Origin of the sequence: Limnospira sp., from assembly GCF_051859755.1 — a bacterium.
Lineage (GTDB): Bacteria > Cyanobacteriota > Cyanobacteriia > Cyanobacteriales > Microcoleaceae > Limnospira > Limnospira fusiformis.
This window is the reverse complement of the sequence record NZ_JBIMLI010000091.1, coordinates 1-20,900: the sequence shown is the minus strand read 5'-3', so window position 1 is coordinate 20,900 and position 20,900 is coordinate 1. Positions and strand designations below refer to the sequence as shown.

The window sequence follows — 20,900 nt, the reverse complement described above, 5'->3', positions numbered from 1 at the left end:
CCAGTTAAGGCTTAAGCTGGTCAGCTACCTGAAAGGGGGGCACGAAGCCCCCGTGCTTCAGCCGGGGGTGCTGACTACGATCTACCGGGCGTGAACCCGTCCCCACTGTCCCCGCGAATAAACCAACGGGGATTTTTAATTATATCCTACACAATGTGGTGCATTCTACCCCAAATATTAGGTTAATTATAGGTTAGTCCTTGCTATTTATCCCATCCTCGATCGCCTACCCTGAAAAAACTTCGTTTTGCCCCTATTCCTATAGAATAGTCTCTAGCAGCGGCGGGTTTATGTGGCGGGGAGGCAGCGGGTCTATGTAGTTCATCTGTTACTGGGATCTACCGGGCGTGAACCCGCCCCTACAAATTACCATATACCCCGTGAACCCGCACCTACTTATAATTAATTGGCAGCACGCAGCAGTAAACAGTTTCACAAGGTAACGCAATGGTTAAGGAACGCACAGTACCTAGTTTTCAAGTCGATTCTGTAGTCATCACCCGAGAGGAAGGGTTGATGCTTTATGAGGATATGGTGCTAGGGCGCTTATTTGAGGACAAGTGCGCTGAAATGTACTACCGGGGTAAAATGTTCGGGTTTGTTCATCTTTACAATGGACAGGAAGCCGTCTCTACCGGGGTAATTCGCTCTATGCGCCGCGACCAGGATTTTGTCTGTAGTACCTATCGCGACCATGTACACGCCCTCAGTGCTGGAGTTACCGCACGAGAGGTTATGGCTGAATTGTTTGGTAAAGCCACTGGTTGCTCTAAGGGTCGTGGCGGTTCGATGCATATGTTCTCGTCTCAACATAATTTGCTCGGCGGCTTTGCTTTTGTGGCGGAAGGTATTCCTGTGGCTACGGGGGCGGCTTTTCAGAGTAAGTATCGCCGGGAAGTAATGGGAGATGAAAGTTCTGATACGGTCACGGCTTGCTTTTTTGGGGATGGAGCCTGCAACAATGGACAGTTCTATGAGTGCTTGAATATGGCAACTCTCTGGAAGTTACCTATTTTGTTTGTGGTGGAAAATAATAAGTGGGCTATTGGTATGGCTCATGAACGGGCGACTTCTGACCCGGAAATTTATAAGAAAGGCCCCGCTTTTGGAATGCCTGGTTATGAAGTTGATGGTATGGATGTTTTGGCGGTTCGAGAGGTGGCTCAAAAGGCGATCGCTAGAGCCCGTGCTGGTGAAGGTCCAACCCTGATTGAAGCGTTGACTTATCGTTTCCGAGGTCACTCTTTGGCTGACCCTGATGAATTGCGCGATCGCGATGAAAAAGAGTTTTGGTTTGCTCGTGACCCTATTAATAAGTTTTTCGCCTATTTGACTGAACATAATCTCGCTGATAGTGACGAGTTGAAGGCGATCGACAAAAAGGTTCAGGATCTCATTAATGACGCGGTTGAGTTTGCTCAGACTAGCCCTGAACCTGACCCTAGCGAGTTATATCGCTATATTTATGCTGACGACTAAGGGATGGGTTGATACGCCACCCAATAGGGCGGGTTGATACGCCACCCAATAGGCGGGTTGATACGCCACCCAATAAGCGGGTTGATACGCCACCCAATAGGGCGGGGGCGGGGGCGGGGGCGGGTTTATGTGACTGATCTGTTACTACCATATAGCCTGGTGAACCCGCCCCTACAGAAGACCCTGGTGAACCCGCCCCTACAGAAGACCCTGGTGAACCCGCCCCTACAGAAGACCCCGGTGAAACCGCCCCTAAAAGGCGAGTCGGTTGCTAACCTAGGATTTTAGTAAATGCCAGCATTCAGTGGCGATCGCCCAATCTTCCTCGGTGTGGATCACAAATATCGGCACTTGGGAATCACTGGCGGCGATGTTACCATCTCCTTTAATGTTGCGGTTTTTATCGGGGTCTAATTTGAGTCCGATAAATTCAAAATCTTTGCAGGTTTCTTGACGCACTAAACCTGCGTGTTCTCCAATACCTGCCGTAAACACTAAACCATCTAGTCCCCCTAAACTGGCTAACATTGAACCTATCCCAGTTCGCAGGCGGTGAATAAACATCTCAAAGGCTAAGATCGCCCGTTCGTTGCCGCTATTCTGTTCCTCTTGAACATAGCGCATATCTCCAGATATTCCGGTAATTCCCTTTAACCCCGATTGTTGATTTAGCATTTGATTAAGGCGATCGCTATCCCAACCATATTCCCGCATCAAAAAAATCAAAATTGCTGGGTCAATCGAACCACTCCGAGTTCCCATCATCAAACCTTCTAAGGGGGTAAATCCCATAGTAGTATTCACACTAATTCCATCCCGAATAGCTGCCAAAGAACAACCATTCCCTAAATGGCAAGTAATTAACCGCAAAGACTCCAATGGTTTCCCAATTAATTGAGCTGCTCTCTGTCCGCAATATTTATGGCTTGTACCATGAAAACCATAGCGCCTAATCCCTTTAGTAAACCATTCATAAGGAATCGGATAAACCGCCGCATATAAGGGCATTTGACTATGAAAGGCTGTATCAAATACCGCCACCTGTGGCACATTTCCTAACACCTTTTCTATGGCTGAAATTCCCTGTAAATGAGAGGGGTTATGAGCCGGAGCTAGGGGGATTAATCGGGCGATCGCCTCTTTCACCTGCTCATCAATTATAGTCGCCCTAGAATAGTCAGTTCCTCCATGTACTACCCGATGACCAACTACATTAATTTCCCCCAGACTATTGAGGACTTTAGTCTCCCCTTCTATCAGGCTATTTAACATTTTGCCAATGGCTTCTGCCTTCTGTTCCGAATCAATTTTACTCTCCGATTTCACCCCATTGGCTTTCACTTTCATTTCCCCAAAAGGTGGCATTCCCCAATCAATAGCCGCCTCCCAAATAGGTTCTAGGGGAGATGATGGTAGGCTATCTCCGTTCAGATCATATAAGCAGCTTTTTTGGGAACTTGAACCAGCATTTAAAACAAGAATTTTCATAGTTTAAATTTATGATTTAATAATAGTTGATTGATGGCTTTTTGGGGTGTTTTAGTGATGACGGGCGAGTTGATGAGCCGGGAGAGGGCTGCGGGAGAGGGCGGGTTGATCTGGCTTATCTGTTACTACCATATATCGCCGTAAACCCGCCAGGAAAGGAACCCCGACCATATTGGTTTAACCGTTTGAGCAACATTTGGCTACTTCTATTAATGGAATTGACGATAATGGAGCCACCGAACTAATTAGTTAATGGAATGATGATCAGCAGCAAAATTTACCTTAAAATAGACTAAAGACCACTTAAAGTCAAGTTAAAATCAGGTTAAATCTTCATAAACATCACCCAATTAATCATGAAAACTTGCAATTTAGGGAATCTTAGGATATTAATAGAGAAACTCCGTCCTATCGGATCATCCAGAATGTTAGCATTAGCCTAACCTCCCTGGAAAGATCTATCTAAAGTAGGATGTCAATAAGGTAAATCAAGGTAAATATTTATGGTGGCAGCACCCTCTCAAACGTTAGAGACAACCTATCCTCTCAGTGACGAAGAGATCCGGAAAACTCATGCCTACTGGCGTGCCTGCAATTATCTTTGTGTAGGGATGATCTACCTGCGAGATAATCCGTTACTAAAAGAACCCTTAAAACCTGAACATATCAAATATCGCCTTCTGGGTCATTGGGGGTCTAGTCCCGGTTTAAGTTTTATCTACATTCACCTAAATCGGCTAATCAAAAAATATGACCTGAATATGATCTATATTGCGGGTCCAGGACACGGCGCACCGGGTGTTCTCGGTCCAGTATATTTAGAAGGAACTTACTCGGAGGTTTACCCGGATAAAAGTCAAGATGCTGAAGGGATGGGAAAATTTTTCAAACAGTTTTCATTCCCTGGCGGTATCGGTAGCCATTGCACCCCAGAAACCCCAGGTTCTATCCACGAAGGGGGGGAACTAGGTTATAGCCTCTCCCATGCTTATGGTACAGTATTTGACCATCCAGAACTGATTACCGCGGCTGTGGTGGGAGATGGAGAAGCGGAAACGGGACCCCTAGCAACGGCTTGGCATTCCAATAAATTTATCAATCCTATCCGTGATGGTGCGGTGTTGCCGATACTACACCTAAACGGCTATAAAATCGCTAACCCCACCATTCTCTCAAGAATTCCCAACGAGGAACTTAAAAACCTATTCCGAGGCTATGGTTATACTCCCTATTTGGTGGAATGTAGCCAAGATGAGGATTATGGGTCGGCTCATCGGAAAATGGCTGCGACCCTAGAACATTGTATCAACGAAATTCGCGATATTCAACAACAGGCTCGTAGCAGTGGCAAGGCTACCCGTCCCCAATGGCCGATGATTATTTTGCGATCGCCTAAAGGTTGGACAGGTCCGAAGGAAGTAGACGGTCGCAAAGTTGAAGGTTTCTGGCGCGCGCACCAAGTCCCCATGTCTAATGTCATTGGGAACCCCCATCAAATGAAAATCCTAGAAGACTGGATGCGAAGTTACCAGCCAGAAGAACTCTTTGATGAAAACGGAACTCTTATTCCTGAACTCAAGGAACTAGCGCCAACGGGTGTCCGTCGCATGAGTGCTAACCCCTTTGCTAACGGTGGTATTTGGCGGCGTGACTTAAATATGCCAGACTTCCGTAAGTATGCTGTAGAGGTTCCTAAACCAGGTCAAAGTGAGGCGGAAAACACTCGACCTCTCGGCAATTTCCTCCGGGATGTCATGGGTAAAAATATGACGAATTTTCGGATGTTTGGACCTGATGAAACTGCCTCTAATCGCCTTAATGCTGTCTATGAAGTCAGTAAAAAAACCTGGATGGGTGAGTTTTTAGAGGAAGACTTAGACGGTAGCGAATTAGCCGCTGATGGTCGGGTTATGGAAATGTTAAGTGAGCATACCCTCCAAGGCTGGTTAGAAGGCTATTTGCTGACTGGATGTCATGGTTTCTTCCATACCTATGAGGCTTTTGCTCATGTGGTCGATTCCATGTTTAACCAACACGCTAAATGGTTGGAAGTCTGTAAAAAAGAGGTGCCTTGGCGTTCTCCGATCGCCTCTCTGAATATCCTACTCTCTTCTACGGTTTGGCGACAAGACCACAATGGTTTTAGTCACCAAGATCCCGGTTATGTGGATTTGGTTACTAATAAGAGTCCTGATGTGGTTCGGGTTTATTTTCCCCCTGATGCTAATTGTTTACTGTCCTGTGCTAATCATTGTCTCCAAAGCAAAGATTATGTCAATGTCATTGTGGCAGATAAACAAAAACATCTACAATTCCTGAATATGGATGATGCTATTAAGCATTGTACTAAAGGAATTGGGATTTGGGAATGGGCTAGTAATGATGATTGTGGTAAAGACCCCGATATTCCTGATGTGGTGATGGCTGGTTGTGGTGATGTCGCCACTAAGGAGTCTTTGGCTGCGACCGCCATTCTCCGGTCAGAATTTCCGGAGTTGAAAATTCGCTTTATTAATGTGGTCGATCTGTTTAAGTTACAACCGGATACTGAACATCCACACGGTTTGTCTGATTGGGATTTTGATAGTTTGTTCACTACTGACAAACCTATTATCTTTAATTTCCATGGCTATCCTTGGTTGATTCATAAGTTGGCTTATCGTCGCACTAATCACCCCAATTTGCACGTGCGCGGCTATAAGGAAAAGGGTAATATTAATACACCCTTGGAATTGGCGATCGAAAATCAGGTCGATCGCTTTAATTTGGTGATTGATGTCATTGACAGAGTTCCCAAATTGCGATCGGCGGCGGCTTATGTTCGGGAACGCATGAGAAATGCTATCATCGAAAATGTCGCCTATGCCTACGAACATGGTCAGGATCAGGAGGAAATTAGTAATTGGAAGTGGCCTTTTTAGCTGATACCATCTCCGGGTTAACTGCTGACCCATTAGTAGGATAACTTAACTTGATTAGGCGATTCGCTGACAGTTGGTCTAACATATACTCATGCGATCGCCTTTTTTTATCCTCAGCATAGACGGGTGATCTCATCACTATTTCAGGAAACTAAAAACATGACCATTATTCTCGCCGGAGACATAGGAGGAACCAAAACTATTTTATCCTTATTTGACGCAAATTATCTCGATACCACCGCCGCCGTCCCCCAAGTTAAATCATTATTTGAGCAAATATATCCTAGTCAGAATTATATTGATTTAGTCCCCATAGTTAAAAAATTTTTACAAGCAGCCTCTCAGCAAGTTACTGAATACGCAAAACCGGAAAAAGCGGCTTTTGGGATTGCGGGTCCGGTGGTCAATAATAGCTGCGAACTCACTAACTTGAGTTGGTCTTTAGATAGCGATCGCCTTCAGCGAGAACTAGATATTTCCCCAATTAAACTAATTAATGATTTTGCTGCTATTGGTTATGGCGTAGTCAGTTTATCACCATCAGATTTACACATTCTCCAACCCGGAAAACCCGATGTTTCTGCGCCTAGGGCTGTTATAGGTGCGGGAACAGGTTTAGGAGAATGTTTTGTGATTCCCCTTTCCCAAGGCGGCGGTTATCAAGTCTTTTTCAGCGAAGGCGGTCATACTGATTTCGCACCCAGATCCGAGTTGGAATTTCATCTCCTAGGCTATTTACGAGAACTCTATAATATCACCAGAGTATCCGTAGAAAGAGTAGTATCGGGGATGGGAATTACCGCGATTTATCAATTTTTGCGTGACCATGATATTTCTCAAGAATCTCCCGAAATTGCCCAAATTTATCATACCTGGAAACAGGAAATCGGACAAGAACACAAAACCGTAGACCTCGCCGCCGAAGTCTCTAAAGCCGCCTTGGCTAAAAGTGATTATCTCTCGGTTCAGACTATGAAAATTTTTGTGGAAGCCTATGGCGCAGAAGCCGGAAATCTCGCCCTCAAATTACTACCATACGGCGGGTTATATGTGGCGGGGGGAATTGCTGCTAAAATTCTCCCCTTAATACAGGAAGGAAACTTTATCAAAGCCTTGAAAGATAAGGGTCGCGTTAGTCCTTTATTAGAACAAGTACCTGTCTATATTGTTCTTAATCCTAAAGTCGGTTTAATCGGTGCCGCATTATGTGCAGCACAAATCTAAACAAAAAACTATTTCGGTTTGGGGGTTGACTTGCGGTGATGTTTATGCCATAATTATTACCATGGAAAAAGGTGGCGGCATATATAAGCTAAAATCTATGGTTAAGCTCATCGATAGTGCAGCTAATCAATAGTTAAACGGTCAACCCTTGAACCGATAGCTGGAAACGATAGCGGGAGTTGAGAGAGGAAAGAGAGATAATTCTACTCAGATAGAAACAATTAAGAATTGTGGAAGTTTCCGGGGTTGAGCAACTATGATGTGTTATGAAGGGAATACGAAATGCGATCGCATAATCTCCTATGGTAACAATAGGCTTTTCCCGTAGAATCTGGAAGCGGTTTTTCCTAGTCTCGCTGTTTATCCTCACCATAGCCGGGTGTCGAATTTTCAGCAGTCAACCCGTTGGTGAACCGATGGTCAACATATCCCCGCTACCTCTTCCCCAACTCCCCGAGTGGATAGAAGAAATTAGTCCTACAGAGGAAGCCACATCTTTAGGTCAGATTAGAATTACTTTTAGCAACCCGTTAATTCCGGTTGAACGTCTGGACTCTCCCAACCAGAGACAACAACTCAGACACTTTGACATCAACCCCAAAATACCGGGAAGATTCCGATTTCTGACACCCCGGATGGTAGGTTTTCAAGCGGAAGAAGCCATTCCCCTAGCCACCCGCTTTCAGGTGACGCTAAAAAAAGGACTCAGCGATCTCAGCGACCATCAACTAGAGTCAGACATAGCCTGGACTTTCAACACTCCAGCCATTCAACTGTCAAACCTTCCGGGGACGGAAGATAACCCTGGTTTCCCTGACCAACCGATAGGTTTAGACCCCACCCTAAAATTTACATCTAACGTAGAACTAGATCTCGCCTCAGTCAACGACCATATTAGAGTCATTTCCGACAAGACCAAAAAAGGGATTCCTCTACGGGTAACACTAGATAGACCGGAAGCTGATGGGGGGGATGTGGCGCGAGAAGACAGAGATAGTCTATTTTCCCATAGCTGGGATTATAACATAAAATTTCAGCAAAAGCTAGAAAAAGCCAGCCGTTACACCCTAGAAATCACACCGGGACTGCAATCAAAAACGGGAAATCTAGCCAGCCAATTTCTAATTTCCCACCCAATTTACACCTACGAACCCTTACAGTTTCAAGCGATACAATTTTATGGAGAACCTAGGGAAGGTGGAACCTATGGAAGATTTACGAATGGGAGTCCTCAACTGAAATTTAATAACGGAATTACGGCGCAATCAGCAAGAGAAAATATAACGATAAACCCTCCCCCAGCAGGAGATGCGCCGCCGCTGATACAATCATACGACGGTAACGATACAATCAGCTTAAATCCCTGGTCTTTGGAACCTCAAACAAATTATGTAATTACGATTGGCGCTAACCTGGAAGATACCTTTAATCAAAGGCTAGAGGAACCCATCAACCTTAACTATAAAACCGGAGATCTGGCGGCTGACCTGTGGACTCCTTCTGGTTTAAATATTTTTCCATCTGGTAACAATTTACAAATTAACATTTCTACTGTTAATATACCCGAATCCCGCTATCAAGCAGCTTATGCAATTATCCAGCCAGAAGATTTAGTCTATGCAGATCAAGCCTATCCGAGTCGGGAGGGTAAAAACTTACTACCCACCTCAGATAAATGGCAAACTTTTAGGATTAATGGTGGTGCGACTAATCAAACTATCGAAACTTCGATTAATCTGCGAGACAGGTTACAAGGGAAAACGGGAATGTTAGCCTATGGAATTAAAGCTAAAACGACTTCCTATCAAAAAAATGGTGTGACTCAATGGAATGAACCTAGCTTTTATGGGATGGTTCAGTTAACTAACTTAGGTGTGTTTTCCCAGTGGTTTCCAGAGTCGGGAATGGTGAGAGTTAATCATTTAGATGACGGTTCACCAGTAGCATCAGCATCGGTGGAAATATATCAATCTCAACTGAATGCTAGATCATTTCCTAAACCAACTGCTTGTGCTAGGGGAATTACTAATAACCAGGGATTGCTATTGTTAACGGCGGAAAACCTGCGGGGATGTATGGGAGGTAATCGGTTTAATGAACCTCCAGAACTCTTGGTAATTGCTAAAGAAGGGGATGACTGGGCATTCACTCGCAGCTACTCCTACAGTGGCGCTTATGGCTATGGAGTTTATGCGGGTTGGGATGAAAATCAACCGATTTCTCGCGGAACTATTTTTTCAGACCGACAACTATATCAACCGGGTGAAGCTATAGCTTTAACGGGAGTGGCTTACTATTTACAAAATGGAGAATTACAGCCAGATAAAAATACGGTGTATAATCTCACGTTAGAAACTCCGACGGGGGAAAAACGAGAATTAGGGGATTATTCAACTAATCAATTTGCTACGTTTTCGGTAGAATTTACGGTGAAGCCAGATGACCCTTTGGGGAATTATGTAATTCAGGGTAAAGGTATTAGTGGGGTAGAAATTTTTGGTAATTTTCGGGTCGCAGAATTTAACCCCCCTAACTTTAAGGTTGATTTGAGTCTTGACCGTCGATTAGCTGTGGGTCAGGATAAGGTTATGGCGACAGTTCAGGGAGATTATTTATTCGGTTCTCCGGTAGTTGGTGGTGAGGCTAAATATTATGTGACGCGGACTGCTAGTGATTTTACTCCCATAGGTTGGGAAAAATATCATTTTGGAAGACAGTGGTTTTGGCCGGAAGAAAAACCGACGATTTCTAGTGATGTCTTACAGCGATCGCAAAATTTAGACGCGGCGGGTTCGGGAAGTGAAATGATCACTGTTAGCGGTGATGTTCCCTATCCCCTCAGATATCAAGTTGATGTGGAAGTGACAGATGTTTCTAACCTGTCGGTCGCGGACTCCCAAAGTTTTACGGTCTTACCTAACCATCAATTGATTGGACTGAAAAGCAAATTTGTAGCTAATGTTAATCAGGCTTTTCCGGTGGAAGTGATTGTTACTGATGTTGAGGGTAAATCAATTAATAATGTTCCGGTGAAGCTGGAATTGCAGAAAATGAATTACAGCAGTATTACCCGGGTGGTAGAAGGGGGACAAACTAACCGAAATCAACTGGAATATCAAACAGTGGATACTGTAGATGTCAGGAGTGGTAATACGGCGAAAACTGTAGAATTAACGGCGAGGGAATCGGGTTCTTATCGCATTCAGGCGAGATTTGCTTCGGACCCATTAAATACGCCGAAAGCTACTGATATTCAAATTTGGGTAACGGGTGATGGTCCGGTGAGTTGGGGAAATCGTTATGATAACCGCCTCGAAATTCAACTAGACCGCGATAATTATCAACCTGGGGATATGGCGACGGCTTTAATTCAATCACCCTATAGGGAGGGAGAGTTATTTTTCGCAGTAATTCGCGATCGCATTTTGTATCAAACCCTAATTCCGGTGAAAGGCGGCGCACCAGAAGTCCGATTTCAAGTCACACCCGAAATGCTACCTAATGTGGCTGTAGAAGCGGTCTTAGTCCGTCAGGGAGAACCTCTATCACAACTGGAACCGGGAAGTATAGATAATCTGGTATCTATCGGAATGACTCCGTTAAATGTTAGCAAAAATAGCAAATACTTACAAGTCAAAATTAACCCGAATCAATCGGAATTTCAACCGGGTTCCCAAGCTACGATTAACCTAGAGTTAACCAAGGATAATTATCAACCGATTAGCGGACAAATCACTTTAATGGTGGTTAATGATGCGATCTTGCAACTTAACGGCTACCGACCCCCCAACTTAGTAGATACTGTATATGCTGAACAATCAATATCGACCCGATTAACAGATAACCGTCCTGATGTGGTAGTACAATCATTAATGTCACCGTTAGCTAAAGGTTGGGGTTATGGTGGAGGATTTTCCGCCGCCACTGTTGATACATCTAAGTTGCGTCAAGACTTCCAAGCGTTAGCCTACTATAACGGTTCAATTATCACGGACAACCAGGGAAAAGCCACGGTTAATTTTACGTTACCTGATAATTTAACCACCTGGCGAGTTATGGCGATCGCTACTGACGAAAATTTAGAATTTGGGTCAGGGGAAGCGACATTTATCACCAGTAAATCCCTATTATCTAATCCGATACTACCACAATTCGCACGGGTAGGCGATCGCTTTTTGGCGGGAGTTTCCATCACCAACCGAGACCACCTGAAAGGACAATTAGACATCACCGGAGACCTGAGTGGTGGACTGTTATTTTCAGCGGGGAATAAAACCAGCCACCACCTGAAAACCCAAGCCGAAGTAGACACGCAAGCCTATCGTTTTCCGGTGTTAGTTGAACAAGTGGGAAATTCCCAGGTAAAATTCACCAGCAGACTGCAAAATAAAACTGATAGTTTTCAAGTTCCTTTGGAGGTAAAACCCCTAGAAACAACGGAACAGGTAATCGCCTCAGGGACCACCCGCGAAACTGTTACCATTCCCATTAATATTGATGAAAAGGTAGTCCCGAATGCGGGAGGTCTAACTATTTCCCTGGCTAATAGTTTAATCCCCCAATTAACCCAACCTGCGGCTCAAATTTTCCAACAGCCAACTTTACCATTCTTAGAACCAATAGCCAGTCGTTTATTGATAGCAAGTAATCTCCAGCTTCTGGATAAAAATCCTAATGATTTATCCGGCTTAAATTTGGAACTACAAGCTAATGATGCTATCACCAGATTAGCAGGCTTACAAAAAGAGGATGGCGGTTTCGGCTATTTTGCCGCCGCGAATATTTCCGATCCTGTCCTATCTAGTTACGCTGCCGAAGCTTTAGCCAAAGCATCTCAGGCTGGATTTACGGTTAATAATAATATGATTAACCGCCTGAGAAATTACCTTAATCAAGTAGTTGCTAATCCTGCTGATGATGGCTTCTGTGTTGATAATATATGTAAAAGCCGCCTGCGTCTTGAAGCCTTAATCGCCTTATCCTACTTGGGAGAAACCCGCAGTGATTTCATGGCAGAAATTTACGGCAATTGGCGGGAATTTGACCCCGCCACCCAAATTAAACTAGCTGGTTATTTAGCCAACTTCCCCCAATGGGAAACGGAATTTAATACCATTTTCCAAGATATCCAAAAACACATTTATCAAACGGGACGGACAGCGACGGTTAATTTACCCCCCGGATATCAATGGTTAGCCTCTCCGACGGTTTTACAGTCTCAAGCATTACGCCTATATATCACCCAAAACCAACAGCCAGAAACTATCAGTAGATTAGTCGAAAGTCTGTTAAACTTGCGTCGTGAGGGAATTTGGCAAAATGACTATGATACCGCCGAGGCGTTAACGGCGTTAGTGGCTTATCAACAAACCCAAACCACGTCGGAAAGTTTGCGGATTAATTTGCAAGTAGGGAACTACATATCACAGCAAATCGAGTTAGGAAATGATGGTAATTCTAGCTTTAATCTTAGCCTACCTATGGCAGAATTACCCCAAGGAAATTATCAACTATCGATTAAACCTGAAAATTCGGGTAATTTGCATTATTGGATCAAATACAGTTATCGCTTAGAAGGAAAACAACCGGGTCAACTTAATGGTCTTCGGGTTATTCGGACTATTAGACCAGCTAACGAAACTCAAATTTGGCAAACCTATAGCCTCGCAGCGGAGTCTAAACCTTTAACGGTCAAACCGGGACAGGTCTTTGATATTGGCTTGGAAATTATCGCAGATCATCCCGTGGATAAAGTGGTGATTGTTGACCCCCTCCCGGCGGGTTTAGAAGCGATTGATAGGAGTTTTGATACCAGTAATCAAGCGTTACAACCTCAGACTGATAGTTGGGAAATTGCCTATCAAACTATTTATCGCGATCGCATTATGGCTTATAGCGATCGTCTCATACCTGGTGCTTATCATGTTCATTATCTAGTACGTTCTGTCACCCCCGGCGAATTCATCTGGCCGGGTGCAGAAGCCTATCTACAATATAACCCAGAAGAGTTCGGACGAACTACCTCTGGATTGTTAGTGGTATCCGATAGATAGACTCGGAAAAGCTCCGCCTATTATACCATAAATGGAGGATAATAGCAAGTAATCATAATCAATTATGTTAAGACTTGGTGTATAGTTTCTACAAGTTGTTCAAGAAAATCAACGCAGTCGCTAACTAGACGGTCATCAATAGGCCATCTGTTTCCGATGCCAAAAGAAGGGTCTATATCAGCTTGATGAGCAATTTTATTTCTGCGATCGACTATTGCACTAAGTTGTTGTTTGATATCTTGTGCTGATTTCCCCATTTGCTGCGCTACCTCATCCCACAATTTTTGCTCATAAATAAGACGAATAGCATCGGCTATTTTATCTGGTTTTTGAAAACTCTTATATCCCAGGTTTTCTCGGAGTTCATCATTGAGTAATGAAGTCTGATTGAGTTTATTTTGAATCGCGCTTGATATCAGCGGAAGCAAATCTGATACACTGGGAGATTCTGGCAGAAATGACCCGGCTTGGCTTAACTGAATTTCTGTTTCTAACCAAGATTCAATATTCATCAGCATTAATCTGTCATTGGTAGTGTTACCTAATGACACTTGAAAACGTGAAAAGGCGGCAGTTTGAGGACGTTCACCTTTATAAATTTCTAACATTCCCAGGGTGACAACTTCATGGATATAGTAATCTAATGCACTTACGGCTAAAACCAGGGATGCTCGTAAAATATCAGATAAATCTAAAGCCGGGGTCGATTGAGATTTAATATAGTTATGAACATCAATTAAATCCCTAACACGAGCAATACTGACCCGAAATTGGTCAAGCGCTAATTGCATAACTCTGAGAAGTTAATCCGATAATTTTATCTGCTAGGTCGGCAAATACCTGATAAAATTCTTGCTGTTTTTTCTGATTGTTTTGGTAAACTTTGCCAGCTTGTTTTAATTGCTCACGAGTTAAAGCATAAATCGGAGTTTGATGCTGTTGAGAAAGAGCAATCAGACTATTAAAGTTAGAAATCTTAGTTAAAGTAAAAGTTTCGCTAATACCTTGCTCAAGATAACTGGGAGTAGGTAACATTAAACCAGATTGTCTGAACACAGGAACCAATTTATCCTTAACATCTGCCTCGATTCTATCAATCCATTTTTGAAAAGCTACAGTTTCCCTACCGTGAATAATGCGATAATTCTGAATAATAGTTCCCAGAAACCGAAGTTTAAAATCAGGAAATGGATATATTGCCTCTTTTAAAATCGGTAAGGAACTGGCTTTTTTCGCCCATAATGACCATTTTGGCAAAATTTTACTCAAGGATTCAATCGCCATCACGGAGAAGAAATCAGCGGTAGTAGGAATGATAAAAAAGTCGCTGGTCATCAACAAATTTTGATTAATTGAATTTAAGCTAGGACTCATGTCAATTAAAATATAATCCGCATTAAACCGCGCGGCAGTTTTGTTAAACAAGTCAGTAATAGACCCGGGTAAATTTTGGAGTGTTTGAATCGAACTACTTAACTCTTGAGCAATACCTAGGGTAACTTCATACTCAGCAAATCCTACATTACCCGGAAGTAAAAATAAGCCTTCTTGACCTGATAAAGCAACACAATTTACGGCTTCAATGGGTTTGGGTTGACCTTCAAAAGCTGGCGCGAGTCCGGTTTTAATGTTGGAATGTGTATTGTAGATAGCTTCGATTCTCCCTTGGTCATCTTCGGTATCTTCACCTAAAGCCATACCAGTTAAATTACATTGTGGGTCAGCATCTACAATAATCACTTTTTTGCCTTTTGCTGCTAACATCCAACCTAAGTTAAATGTAGTGGTGGTTTTACTGACTCCGCCTTTGTGATTAAATAGGGCGATTTTCTGAACCATGATATTTACCCTGTTTTGAACTCCGCAATCAATTATGGCTAATTATAGCAAATAATCATTGCCCCAACTGTCAATAATAATCTCTATGGAGGTTTGAGACTCACTTCAGATGCTGTCTGATGATGTTGCTGTATCAATTCTGAGGTGATGGTGATGAGGTGAGAGTGGTTGGGGTCTCTGTGGATATGGGGAGACTCATGGCTAAATTTTATGGGTCATGTTAGGATGGAGCTAAAGGCTGGGCGGTGACGGTTATGGTTCTAGGGACGGCCGCGAAATCTATGGGGCTCTCAAAGGCTGAAACGCTTACCCAGAGGCAGATTAAGCCCCAACCGGAAAATTTTTTTAAAAAAATCGGCAAAAGGGTTGACATAAGTTGAAAGATTCGCTAAGTTAATAAAGGTGAGAGCGACACAAGCTCGAAACCAAAAGGCGAAACAAAACACAAGCCCCCATCGTCTAGAGGCCTAGGACACCTCCCTTTCACGGAGGCGACAGGGATTCGAATTCCCTTGGGGGTACTCAAAAGTTAAGATTAGGGTAGAGATTGCGAGAGTGGTCTCTACCCTTGTCTCTTTGGTGATAGTTGGCTAACCTCAAGGGAGGATCTGGCGCATATAATTGCCCCATAATTGGGCTGCATTAGCGCTACTGCCAAAAGTAGGGGAATTGTCGTCATTACCGAGCCAAATGCCTGTGGTGAGTCTCTGACTGGGTATGTAGCCAATAAACCAGAGGTCAACATTGGAGTTAGTGGTGCCAGTTTTTCCGGCTTCCCCTAAACCCAAACTAGCATCCTGACCTGTACCCCAACGAATTACCCCTTGTAGCATGGAGGTCATGGTTTCTGTGACGAGGGGAGAAAGGACCTGGGGGACTCTGGGATTTTCCCGATCATAGGCATAAATGACCCGACAGCTATTAATATCGAGGGGGTCGGTGCAATCACTACTATCTAAAATACGTCTAATGGCGTGGGGACGGTGAGCCAAACCTCGATTGCCGATGACATTAAAAGCGCCTGTCATCTCTAATAGGGTAACTTCACTTTGACCCAAAACCAAACCGGGAACGGGATTTAAATCGGAGCGAATGCCTAGCCGTCGTGCAATCTCGACGACGGAATTTAAGCCGACTTCCTGGGCGACTCGTAGGGCGGTGACATTTTCGGATAAAGCCATGCCGCGATACATATCGACAGACCCACTACTACGATCGCATCCTCGAAAAGTTTGCCCTTGCCAAGTCAGAGGTTCACAGGAATAGGTTCTACCAGGGGGGATACCCTTATCTAAGGCGGCGGCATAAGGAAACAGCTTAAAGGTAGATCCGGGCTGTCGTAGGGCTTGAGTGGCTCGGTTAAATTGACTATCCCCATAACTGAGTCCTCCGACCATAGCCATGACAGCACCATTGCCGGAGTCGAGAGTTACTATTCCCCCCTGAGAAAAGCCAGCGCCCGCCCCTACAGTAGCTAGATGTTGTTGCAGAGACCTCTCAGCGACGGCCTGCATTTGAGGATCTAAAGAGGTTTCGACAATAAAGTTACCCTCTCGCGCCAATTGACTGCCGAGCAGTTGCTCTATTTCGGTAAATACATAATCATAAAAGTAGGGGGCTATGGTACTTTCGAGAACTTCCCGCGCCCTGGGGTTAATTTCAATACGCGATCGCCGCGCCCGATCTGCCTCTTCTGAGCTAATCATTCCCAGGGCTTGCATTCTCGCCAAAACGCGATCGCGATACTGAACAGCTAACTCATAATTTTGAATAGGATTAAAACTATTAGGGGCGGGCAGAATCCCGGCGAGGGTGGCGGCTTCCGACAGGGTTAAATTAGTGGCTGATTTGCCAAAATAGAACTGAGCGGCATTTTCAAAACCATAGAGGTCTAAGCCTAAATAGACTCGGTTCAAATAGGTAAGTAACAGGGTATCTTTTCCGTAAAAAGTCTCTAATTTTAGGGCAACGATCGCCTCTCTAGCCTTGCGGCCGGGGGAATCTTCTGTGCCGACATACTCCCTAAATAAAGTCCGGGCTAACTGCTGGGAGATGGTGCTACCACCTTCTCGAATTTGACCCCCTTGTAAATTGGTGACAAAAGCCCTTAAAATCCCGATGGGGTCAATACCAAAATGCCAATAAAAACGGCTATCTTCGGAGGCTATAACGGCATTGGGTAGGTAAGAGGCAAAATCGGATAAAGCCTCCAATTCCAGTTGTAAATTATTGTTAGTGATACCCCGCAGCGGCTGACGATCGCGGGAATAAACGACGACGGGGCCATTGATAGAGCGAGGGAGAGGTCGCACTGTAAAATATTGCCACTGCCACAAGACGACCAAGGCAACTAAAGCACTAATACCACAGAAGGCATAAAGACCAGAGCGCAGTAACCGCACATACCAGCTAGGGGGATCTACATACTGAACCCTAACACCATTAGCAAGTTCTGGGGGACCCAAAGTAATGACATCCCCATGACGCAGGGGAAAAACCTCAAGTCGCCGCCGTCCCTTATAGATGCCATTGGTAGAATTTTCGTCTTTGATATAAAATTGTCGAGAGGGATGTTCTCCCAAAATGGTTTTATGTGGTGGTTGTCGTAGTAAACACAGATGCACTTGACTAACGACCGGATTGCGAACCACGATATCACTAGATCGCGAAGAACGACCAATGATATAGCGATCGCCCAATAGCGGATAAACATCAGCCTTATCCGCATCGGCATTTTGCACCCAAAGTTCAGGAACCCTACTATTAGGCTTTAGCAACAGCCGAGAGAAGTTAACCCGGGCGTGAATAGTCTGCACAACCTGGGTGATGGCATTTATAACTGTATTTGACTTCGGGTCCGGCTTTTTAGATGACATATTTAACGACATTCCGCATATAGCCGTTATGTGAGACTCACTGGCCGTAGCTGACTCGGAAAATTATAACACCTACTTTTCCTAGTCCGTCGAGTAGTGATTCACGGTTGGGGCAAATCAAGGGATAATTCTATAGAGAGTATCACGCTGGAGGGGTTTTCGTTGGACGGAGGCGATCGCCTCTTTCAGGTCTTCTACTGTCCTACAGGTTCCCCCCTTAGCCCCTGCCATAGTGGTGATATGTTCTTCCATTAGGGTGCCGCCGATATCATTACAGCCCCATTTCAGGGCTTCTGTGGCACCGGATAAACCCAATTTTACCCAACTAGGTTGATGGTTAATAATCCAGTTACCCAGGAAAATCCGGGCTACAGCCATTAATCTGAGGCTATCAGCTAAAATTGGTTGGTCTCTTCCTACTCGGCGGCGTAAGGGGGGAGGTGCTTGTTCCCCGACAAAAGGCAAAGCAATAAATTCGGTAATTCGGGCGGGATAATTCCGGTCTATAGCTTTTTGTTGTAGCGATCGCAATTTGTGCAAGTGGTCGATCTGCTGTTGGGGGGTTTCAATGTGACCACATAATATGGTGCTAGTGGTGGGAACTCCTAGACTGTGGGCGGTTTCTACAATTTCCAACCAGGTGGCTGTATTAATTTTTTCTGGACAGATGACCTGGCGAATGCGATCGTCTAATACTTCGGCGGCTGTTCCTGGCATAGAACCGACTCCGGCATCCCGCAGTGAACCTATGACTACATCATAACTGAGGCGATCGCCACGGGCAATAAATTGCACTTCCTGGGGGGAAAAAGCATGAAGGTGTAAATTGGGAAACTCGTTTTTGATGGTTTTCACCAACTGGAGATAGTAGGGTAAAAACTGACCGTTAATCTGAGCCTGGGGATTTAATCCCCCCTGCATACAAATTTCAGTCGCCCCCCTTTCGACAGCATCTTGGGCTTTTTCGAGAATTTGCTCAAAACCCAACCAAAAGGCTCCGGCTTCCCCTTCATCACGCCGGAAAGCGCAAAAATTGCAATGCTGTTCACAAATGTTGGTAAAATTCAGGTTGCGATTAATTACATAGGTTACAGTATCCCCACAATCACGCGATCGCCACTTATCTGCTACCTCTCGCAGACGTTCGGTAACTTTCGGGTGATTTGCTTCCAGTAGGGTTAATCCTTGCTCTGGGGATAAATCAGCCCCTTCTGAGGCGTAATCTAAGATGGCATCAACGGTTTGAGTTAACATACAATCTATTCGATAGTGTCCCAAGTTACATCGGTCAGCATATTTACTCAAGTTCTTTAGTTAATTGGATGACAGCAATGATATTACAATCTGCTTTATCTATTCGAGTTCCCAGACCACAACTGCTCTGGTTTTCCCCCAAATTGGGGAATGTACCGATGGTGATGCTTATGGGTGCAACTATGTTCCTGTTCACGATCGCACCTATTCTAGCTCAGGAAGAACCCGCACCGGAATCGTCCCCCACTTCCGAAATCGATCGCCCCTCTGTTGATCATAATCAATTACACAATCAGGGAATTGAACAATTCCATAAAGGGGAACATCGCGAAGCCCTAGACAGCCTAGAACAGGCATTGCAAATTCGCCGCCAACAAGGCGATCGCCTGGCTGTAGCAGAAACACTCAATGCTATTGGTGAAGTTTACAGCAATTTTAACGAAAGCGATCGCGCTTTACCAGCTATTCAAGAAGCCCTAGAAATTTATCGCCAACAAAACCCCGAAGCCGCCTCGGAAACGGCTCTCGTCCAAAGGGGTAAAGCCCGCAGTCTCAATCTCCTCGGTTTTGTTCGCCGCCAACAGGGTGAATTTTCCGAAGCCCTCCAACACCACCAAGAAGCCCTCAGATTAGCTCAAAGTGCAGGCGATCGCAGTGAAATGGGGGAATCCTTACATAATATCGCGGCTGTCTATGCTAGTCAAGCTCAACCTACCCAAGCCCTCGACTATTATGAACAAGCCAGGGCTATCCGTCAAGAGGTGGGAGATTTACGGGATCTTTCTCGCACCCTGAACAATTTAGGCGCACTTTATTTTAGCATAGGAGAGGTAGAAAAAGCCCTAGAAATTTATCAACAAGCCCTAGCTTTTCGCCGCCAAATAGGAGACCAAGCGGGGGTAGGGCGGTTATTAAGTAATATGGCTTATATCTACCGCGAAAATGGAGATGATTTCCAAGCCTTAGTACATTTTCAGCAAGCGGCTCAACTCTTGGAACGCATCAGAGATAACGCTGGGGCGGCTCGTATCTTGAATTTAATGGGGATGATCTATGAAAATTTAGACCAGGTTCCCCAAGCGATCGAAACCTATCAGCAGGCTGCTAATTTGGCTAAGGAAGCTAATGATGTGGGTCTAGCGGGGACGGCACTTAGCCAGATAGGTCGCCTTTATAACAGTCAGGAAATGTGGGAAAAAGCCCTGGAAATTTACCAGCAAGCCCTAGAATTTTACCAAGAGTCAGACCAGCAGCCAGAGATTAGTCAAATCCTCAATAATATAGGTTCCATTCATGAGAACTTGGGGAACTATTCCCAGGCGCTAGAAACTTTAAAAAGTGCGTTATCTATCATCCAAGAAGCTGGAGACCCAGAAGCTGCACAGGCGACTCTCAACACGATTCAATCCCTCGAAGAAAAGTTAACGGAAAATGAAAATGAATAATTAATAATTAATAATGAATAATTAATAATTAATAATTGTAGGGGCGCGCCTCCGCAGTTAGTCATAGCAATGAGGGAAGCGCTTAATAAACCCGCCCCACCGGGGAATTAATAATTAATAATTAATAATTAATAATTAATAATTAATAATTGTAGGGGCGCGCCTCCGCAGTTAGTCATAGCAATGAGGGAAGCGCTTAATAAACCCGCCCCACCGGGGAATTAATAATTAATAATTAATAATTAATAATTAATAATTAATAATTGTAGGGGCGCGCCTCCGCAGTTAGTCATAGCAATGAGGGAAGCGCTTAATAAACCC

12 protein-coding genes and 1 tRNA gene are annotated in these 20,900 nt (G+C 44.4%); 7 read left to right on the top strand and 6 right to left on the bottom strand.

What is annotated here, in order from left to right:
* The first annotated feature begins 447 nt into the window (after nucleotides 1–447).
* Complete coding sequence (gene pdhA / locus ACTIE0_RS15655) at nucleotides 448–1,479, top strand: pyruvate dehydrogenase (acetyl-transferring) E1 component subunit alpha (protein WP_006623993.1); 1,032 nt, start codon at nucleotides 448–450, stop codon at nucleotides 1,477–1,479.
* A gap of 276 nt (nucleotides 1,480–1,755) precedes the next feature.
* On the opposite strand, the gene ACTIE0_RS15650 is transcribed toward pdhA, so the two are convergent.
* Nucleotides 1,756–2,967, bottom strand: a complete 1,212-nt coding sequence (locus ACTIE0_RS15650) for an acetate kinase (protein WP_006623994.1) — start codon at nucleotides 2,965–2,967, stop codon at nucleotides 1,756–1,758.
* A 503-nt stretch (nucleotides 2,968–3,470) separates the two neighbouring features.
* On the opposite strand from ACTIE0_RS15650, the gene ACTIE0_RS15645 reads away from it, so the two are divergent.
* Nucleotides 3,471–5,888, top strand: coding sequence for a phosphoketolase family protein (locus tag ACTIE0_RS15645; protein ID WP_006623996.1), 2,418 nt, complete (start codon nucleotides 3,471–3,473; stop codon nucleotides 5,886–5,888).
* Here the strand turns inward: ACTIE0_RS15645 and ACTIE0_RS15640 are convergent.
* Nucleotides 5,863–6,024, bottom strand: coding sequence for a hypothetical protein (locus tag ACTIE0_RS15640; protein ID WP_155839134.1), 162 nt, complete (start codon nucleotides 6,022–6,024; stop codon nucleotides 5,863–5,865). The two genes, ACTIE0_RS15645 and ACTIE0_RS15640, sit on opposite strands and share 26 nt — an antisense overlap.
* 23 nt (nucleotides 6,025–6,047) lie before the next feature.
* On the opposite strand from ACTIE0_RS15640, the gene ACTIE0_RS15635 reads away from it, so the two are divergent.
* The 3 genes from ACTIE0_RS15635 to ACTIE0_RS15625 all read left to right on the top strand — a co-directional run bounded on the left by ACTIE0_RS15635 (nucleotide 6,048) and on the right by ACTIE0_RS15625 (nucleotide 13,165).
* Nucleotides 6,048–7,112 (top strand): glucokinase, encoded by a 1,065-nt coding sequence (locus ACTIE0_RS15635; protein WP_006623997.1) that lies wholly within the window; start codon nucleotides 6,048–6,050, stop codon nucleotides 7,110–7,112.
* On the top strand, nucleotides 7,096–7,245 hold the full coding sequence (locus ACTIE0_RS15630; protein WP_162198545.1) for a hypothetical protein: 150 nt from the start codon (nucleotides 7,096–7,098) through the stop codon (nucleotides 7,243–7,245). The genes ACTIE0_RS15635 and ACTIE0_RS15630 overlap by 17 nt, the downstream gene beginning before the upstream one ends.
* 169 nt (nucleotides 7,246–7,414) lie before the next feature.
* On the top strand, nucleotides 7,415–13,165 hold the full coding sequence (locus tag ACTIE0_RS15625; protein ID WP_046320753.1) for an alpha-2-macroglobulin family protein: 5,751 nt from the start codon (nucleotides 7,415–7,417) through the stop codon (nucleotides 13,163–13,165).
* A 62-nt stretch (nucleotides 13,166–13,227) separates the two neighbouring features.
* Here ACTIE0_RS15625 and ACTIE0_RS15620 read toward each other — a convergent pair whose 3' ends face one another.
* Entirely contained in the window at nucleotides 13,228–13,956 is a 729-nt protein-coding gene (locus ACTIE0_RS15620; RefSeq protein WP_006624000.1) for a HEPN domain-containing protein, read from the bottom strand.
* Nucleotides 13,940–15,004 carry a ParA family protein gene (locus tag ACTIE0_RS15615; RefSeq protein WP_006624001.1) on the bottom strand — a complete coding sequence of 355 codons (1,065 nt, stop codon included), beginning with the start codon at nucleotides 15,002–15,004 and terminating at the stop codon, nucleotides 13,940–13,942. The genes ACTIE0_RS15620 and ACTIE0_RS15615 overlap by 17 nt, the downstream gene beginning before the upstream one ends.
* A gap of 448 nt (nucleotides 15,005–15,452) precedes the next feature.
* On the opposite strand from ACTIE0_RS15615, the gene ACTIE0_RS15610 reads away from it, so the two are divergent.
* Nucleotides 15,453–15,525: transfer RNA gene (locus tag ACTIE0_RS15610), tRNA-Glu, on the top strand.
* A gap of 75 nt (nucleotides 15,526–15,600) precedes the next feature.
* Here ACTIE0_RS15610 and ACTIE0_RS15605 read toward each other — a convergent pair.
* Together ACTIE0_RS15605 and cofH are read right to left on the bottom strand one after the other, a co-directional pair.
* Nucleotides 15,601–17,880: a transglycosylase domain-containing protein gene (locus ACTIE0_RS15605; RefSeq protein WP_006670664.1), complete on the bottom strand. Its 2,280-nt coding sequence runs from the start codon at nucleotides 17,878–17,880 to the stop codon at nucleotides 15,601–15,603.
* Between the two features lie 117 nt (nucleotides 17,881–17,997).
* Nucleotides 17,998–19,134, bottom strand: coding sequence for a 7,8-didemethyl-8-hydroxy-5-deazariboflavin synthase subunit CofH (gene cofH / locus ACTIE0_RS15600; RefSeq protein WP_006624003.1), 1,137 nt, complete (start codon nucleotides 19,132–19,134; stop codon nucleotides 17,998–18,000).
* 77 nt (nucleotides 19,135–19,211) lie between these two features.
* Between cofH and ACTIE0_RS15595 the strand changes: the two genes are divergently transcribed.
* Nucleotides 19,212–20,579, top strand: a complete 1,368-nt coding sequence (locus tag ACTIE0_RS15595) for a tetratricopeptide repeat protein (protein ID WP_006670665.1) — start codon at nucleotides 19,212–19,214, stop codon at nucleotides 20,577–20,579.
* Nucleotides 20,580–20,900 lie beyond the last annotated feature (321 nt).

What these genes read in the sequence shown, in the direction of transcription:
- pdhA (WP_006623993.1), top strand. Translation starts at nt 448, where the DNA reads ATGGTTAAGGAACGCACAGTACCTAGTTTTCAAGTCGATTCTGTAGTC.
- ACTIE0_RS15650 (WP_006623994.1), bottom strand. Translation starts at nt 2,967, where the DNA reads ATGAAAATTCTTGTTTTAAATGCTGGTTCAAGTTCCCAAAAAAGCTGC.
- ACTIE0_RS15645 (WP_006623996.1), top strand. Translation starts at nt 3,471, where the DNA reads ATGGTGGCAGCACCCTCTCAAACGTTAGAGACAACCTATCCTCTCAGT.
- ACTIE0_RS15640 (WP_155839134.1), bottom strand. Translation starts at nt 6,024, where the DNA reads ATGAGATCACCCGTCTATGCTGAGGATAAAAAAAGGCGATCGCATGAG.
- ACTIE0_RS15635 (WP_006623997.1), top strand. Translation starts at nt 6,048, where the DNA reads ATGACCATTATTCTCGCCGGAGACATAGGAGGAACCAAAACTATTTTA.
- ACTIE0_RS15625 (WP_046320753.1), top strand. Translation starts at nt 7,415, where the DNA reads ATGGTAACAATAGGCTTTTCCCGTAGAATCTGGAAGCGGTTTTTCCTA.
- ACTIE0_RS15620 (WP_006624000.1), bottom strand. Translation starts at nt 13,956, where the DNA reads ATGCAATTAGCGCTTGACCAATTTCGGGTCAGTATTGCTCGTGTTAGG.
- ACTIE0_RS15615 (WP_006624001.1), bottom strand. Translation starts at nt 15,004, where the DNA reads ATGGTTCAGAAAATCGCCCTATTTAATCACAAAGGCGGAGTCAGTAAA.
- ACTIE0_RS15605 (WP_006670664.1), bottom strand. Translation starts at nt 17,880, where the DNA reads ATGTCATCTAAAAAGCCGGACCCGAAGTCAAATACAGTTATAAATGCC.
- cofH (WP_006624003.1), bottom strand. Translation starts at nt 19,134, where the DNA reads ATGTTAACTCAAACCGTTGATGCCATCTTAGATTACGCCTCAGAAGGG.
- ACTIE0_RS15595 (WP_006670665.1), top strand. Translation starts at nt 19,212, where the DNA reads ATGATATTACAATCTGCTTTATCTATTCGAGTTCCCAGACCACAACTG.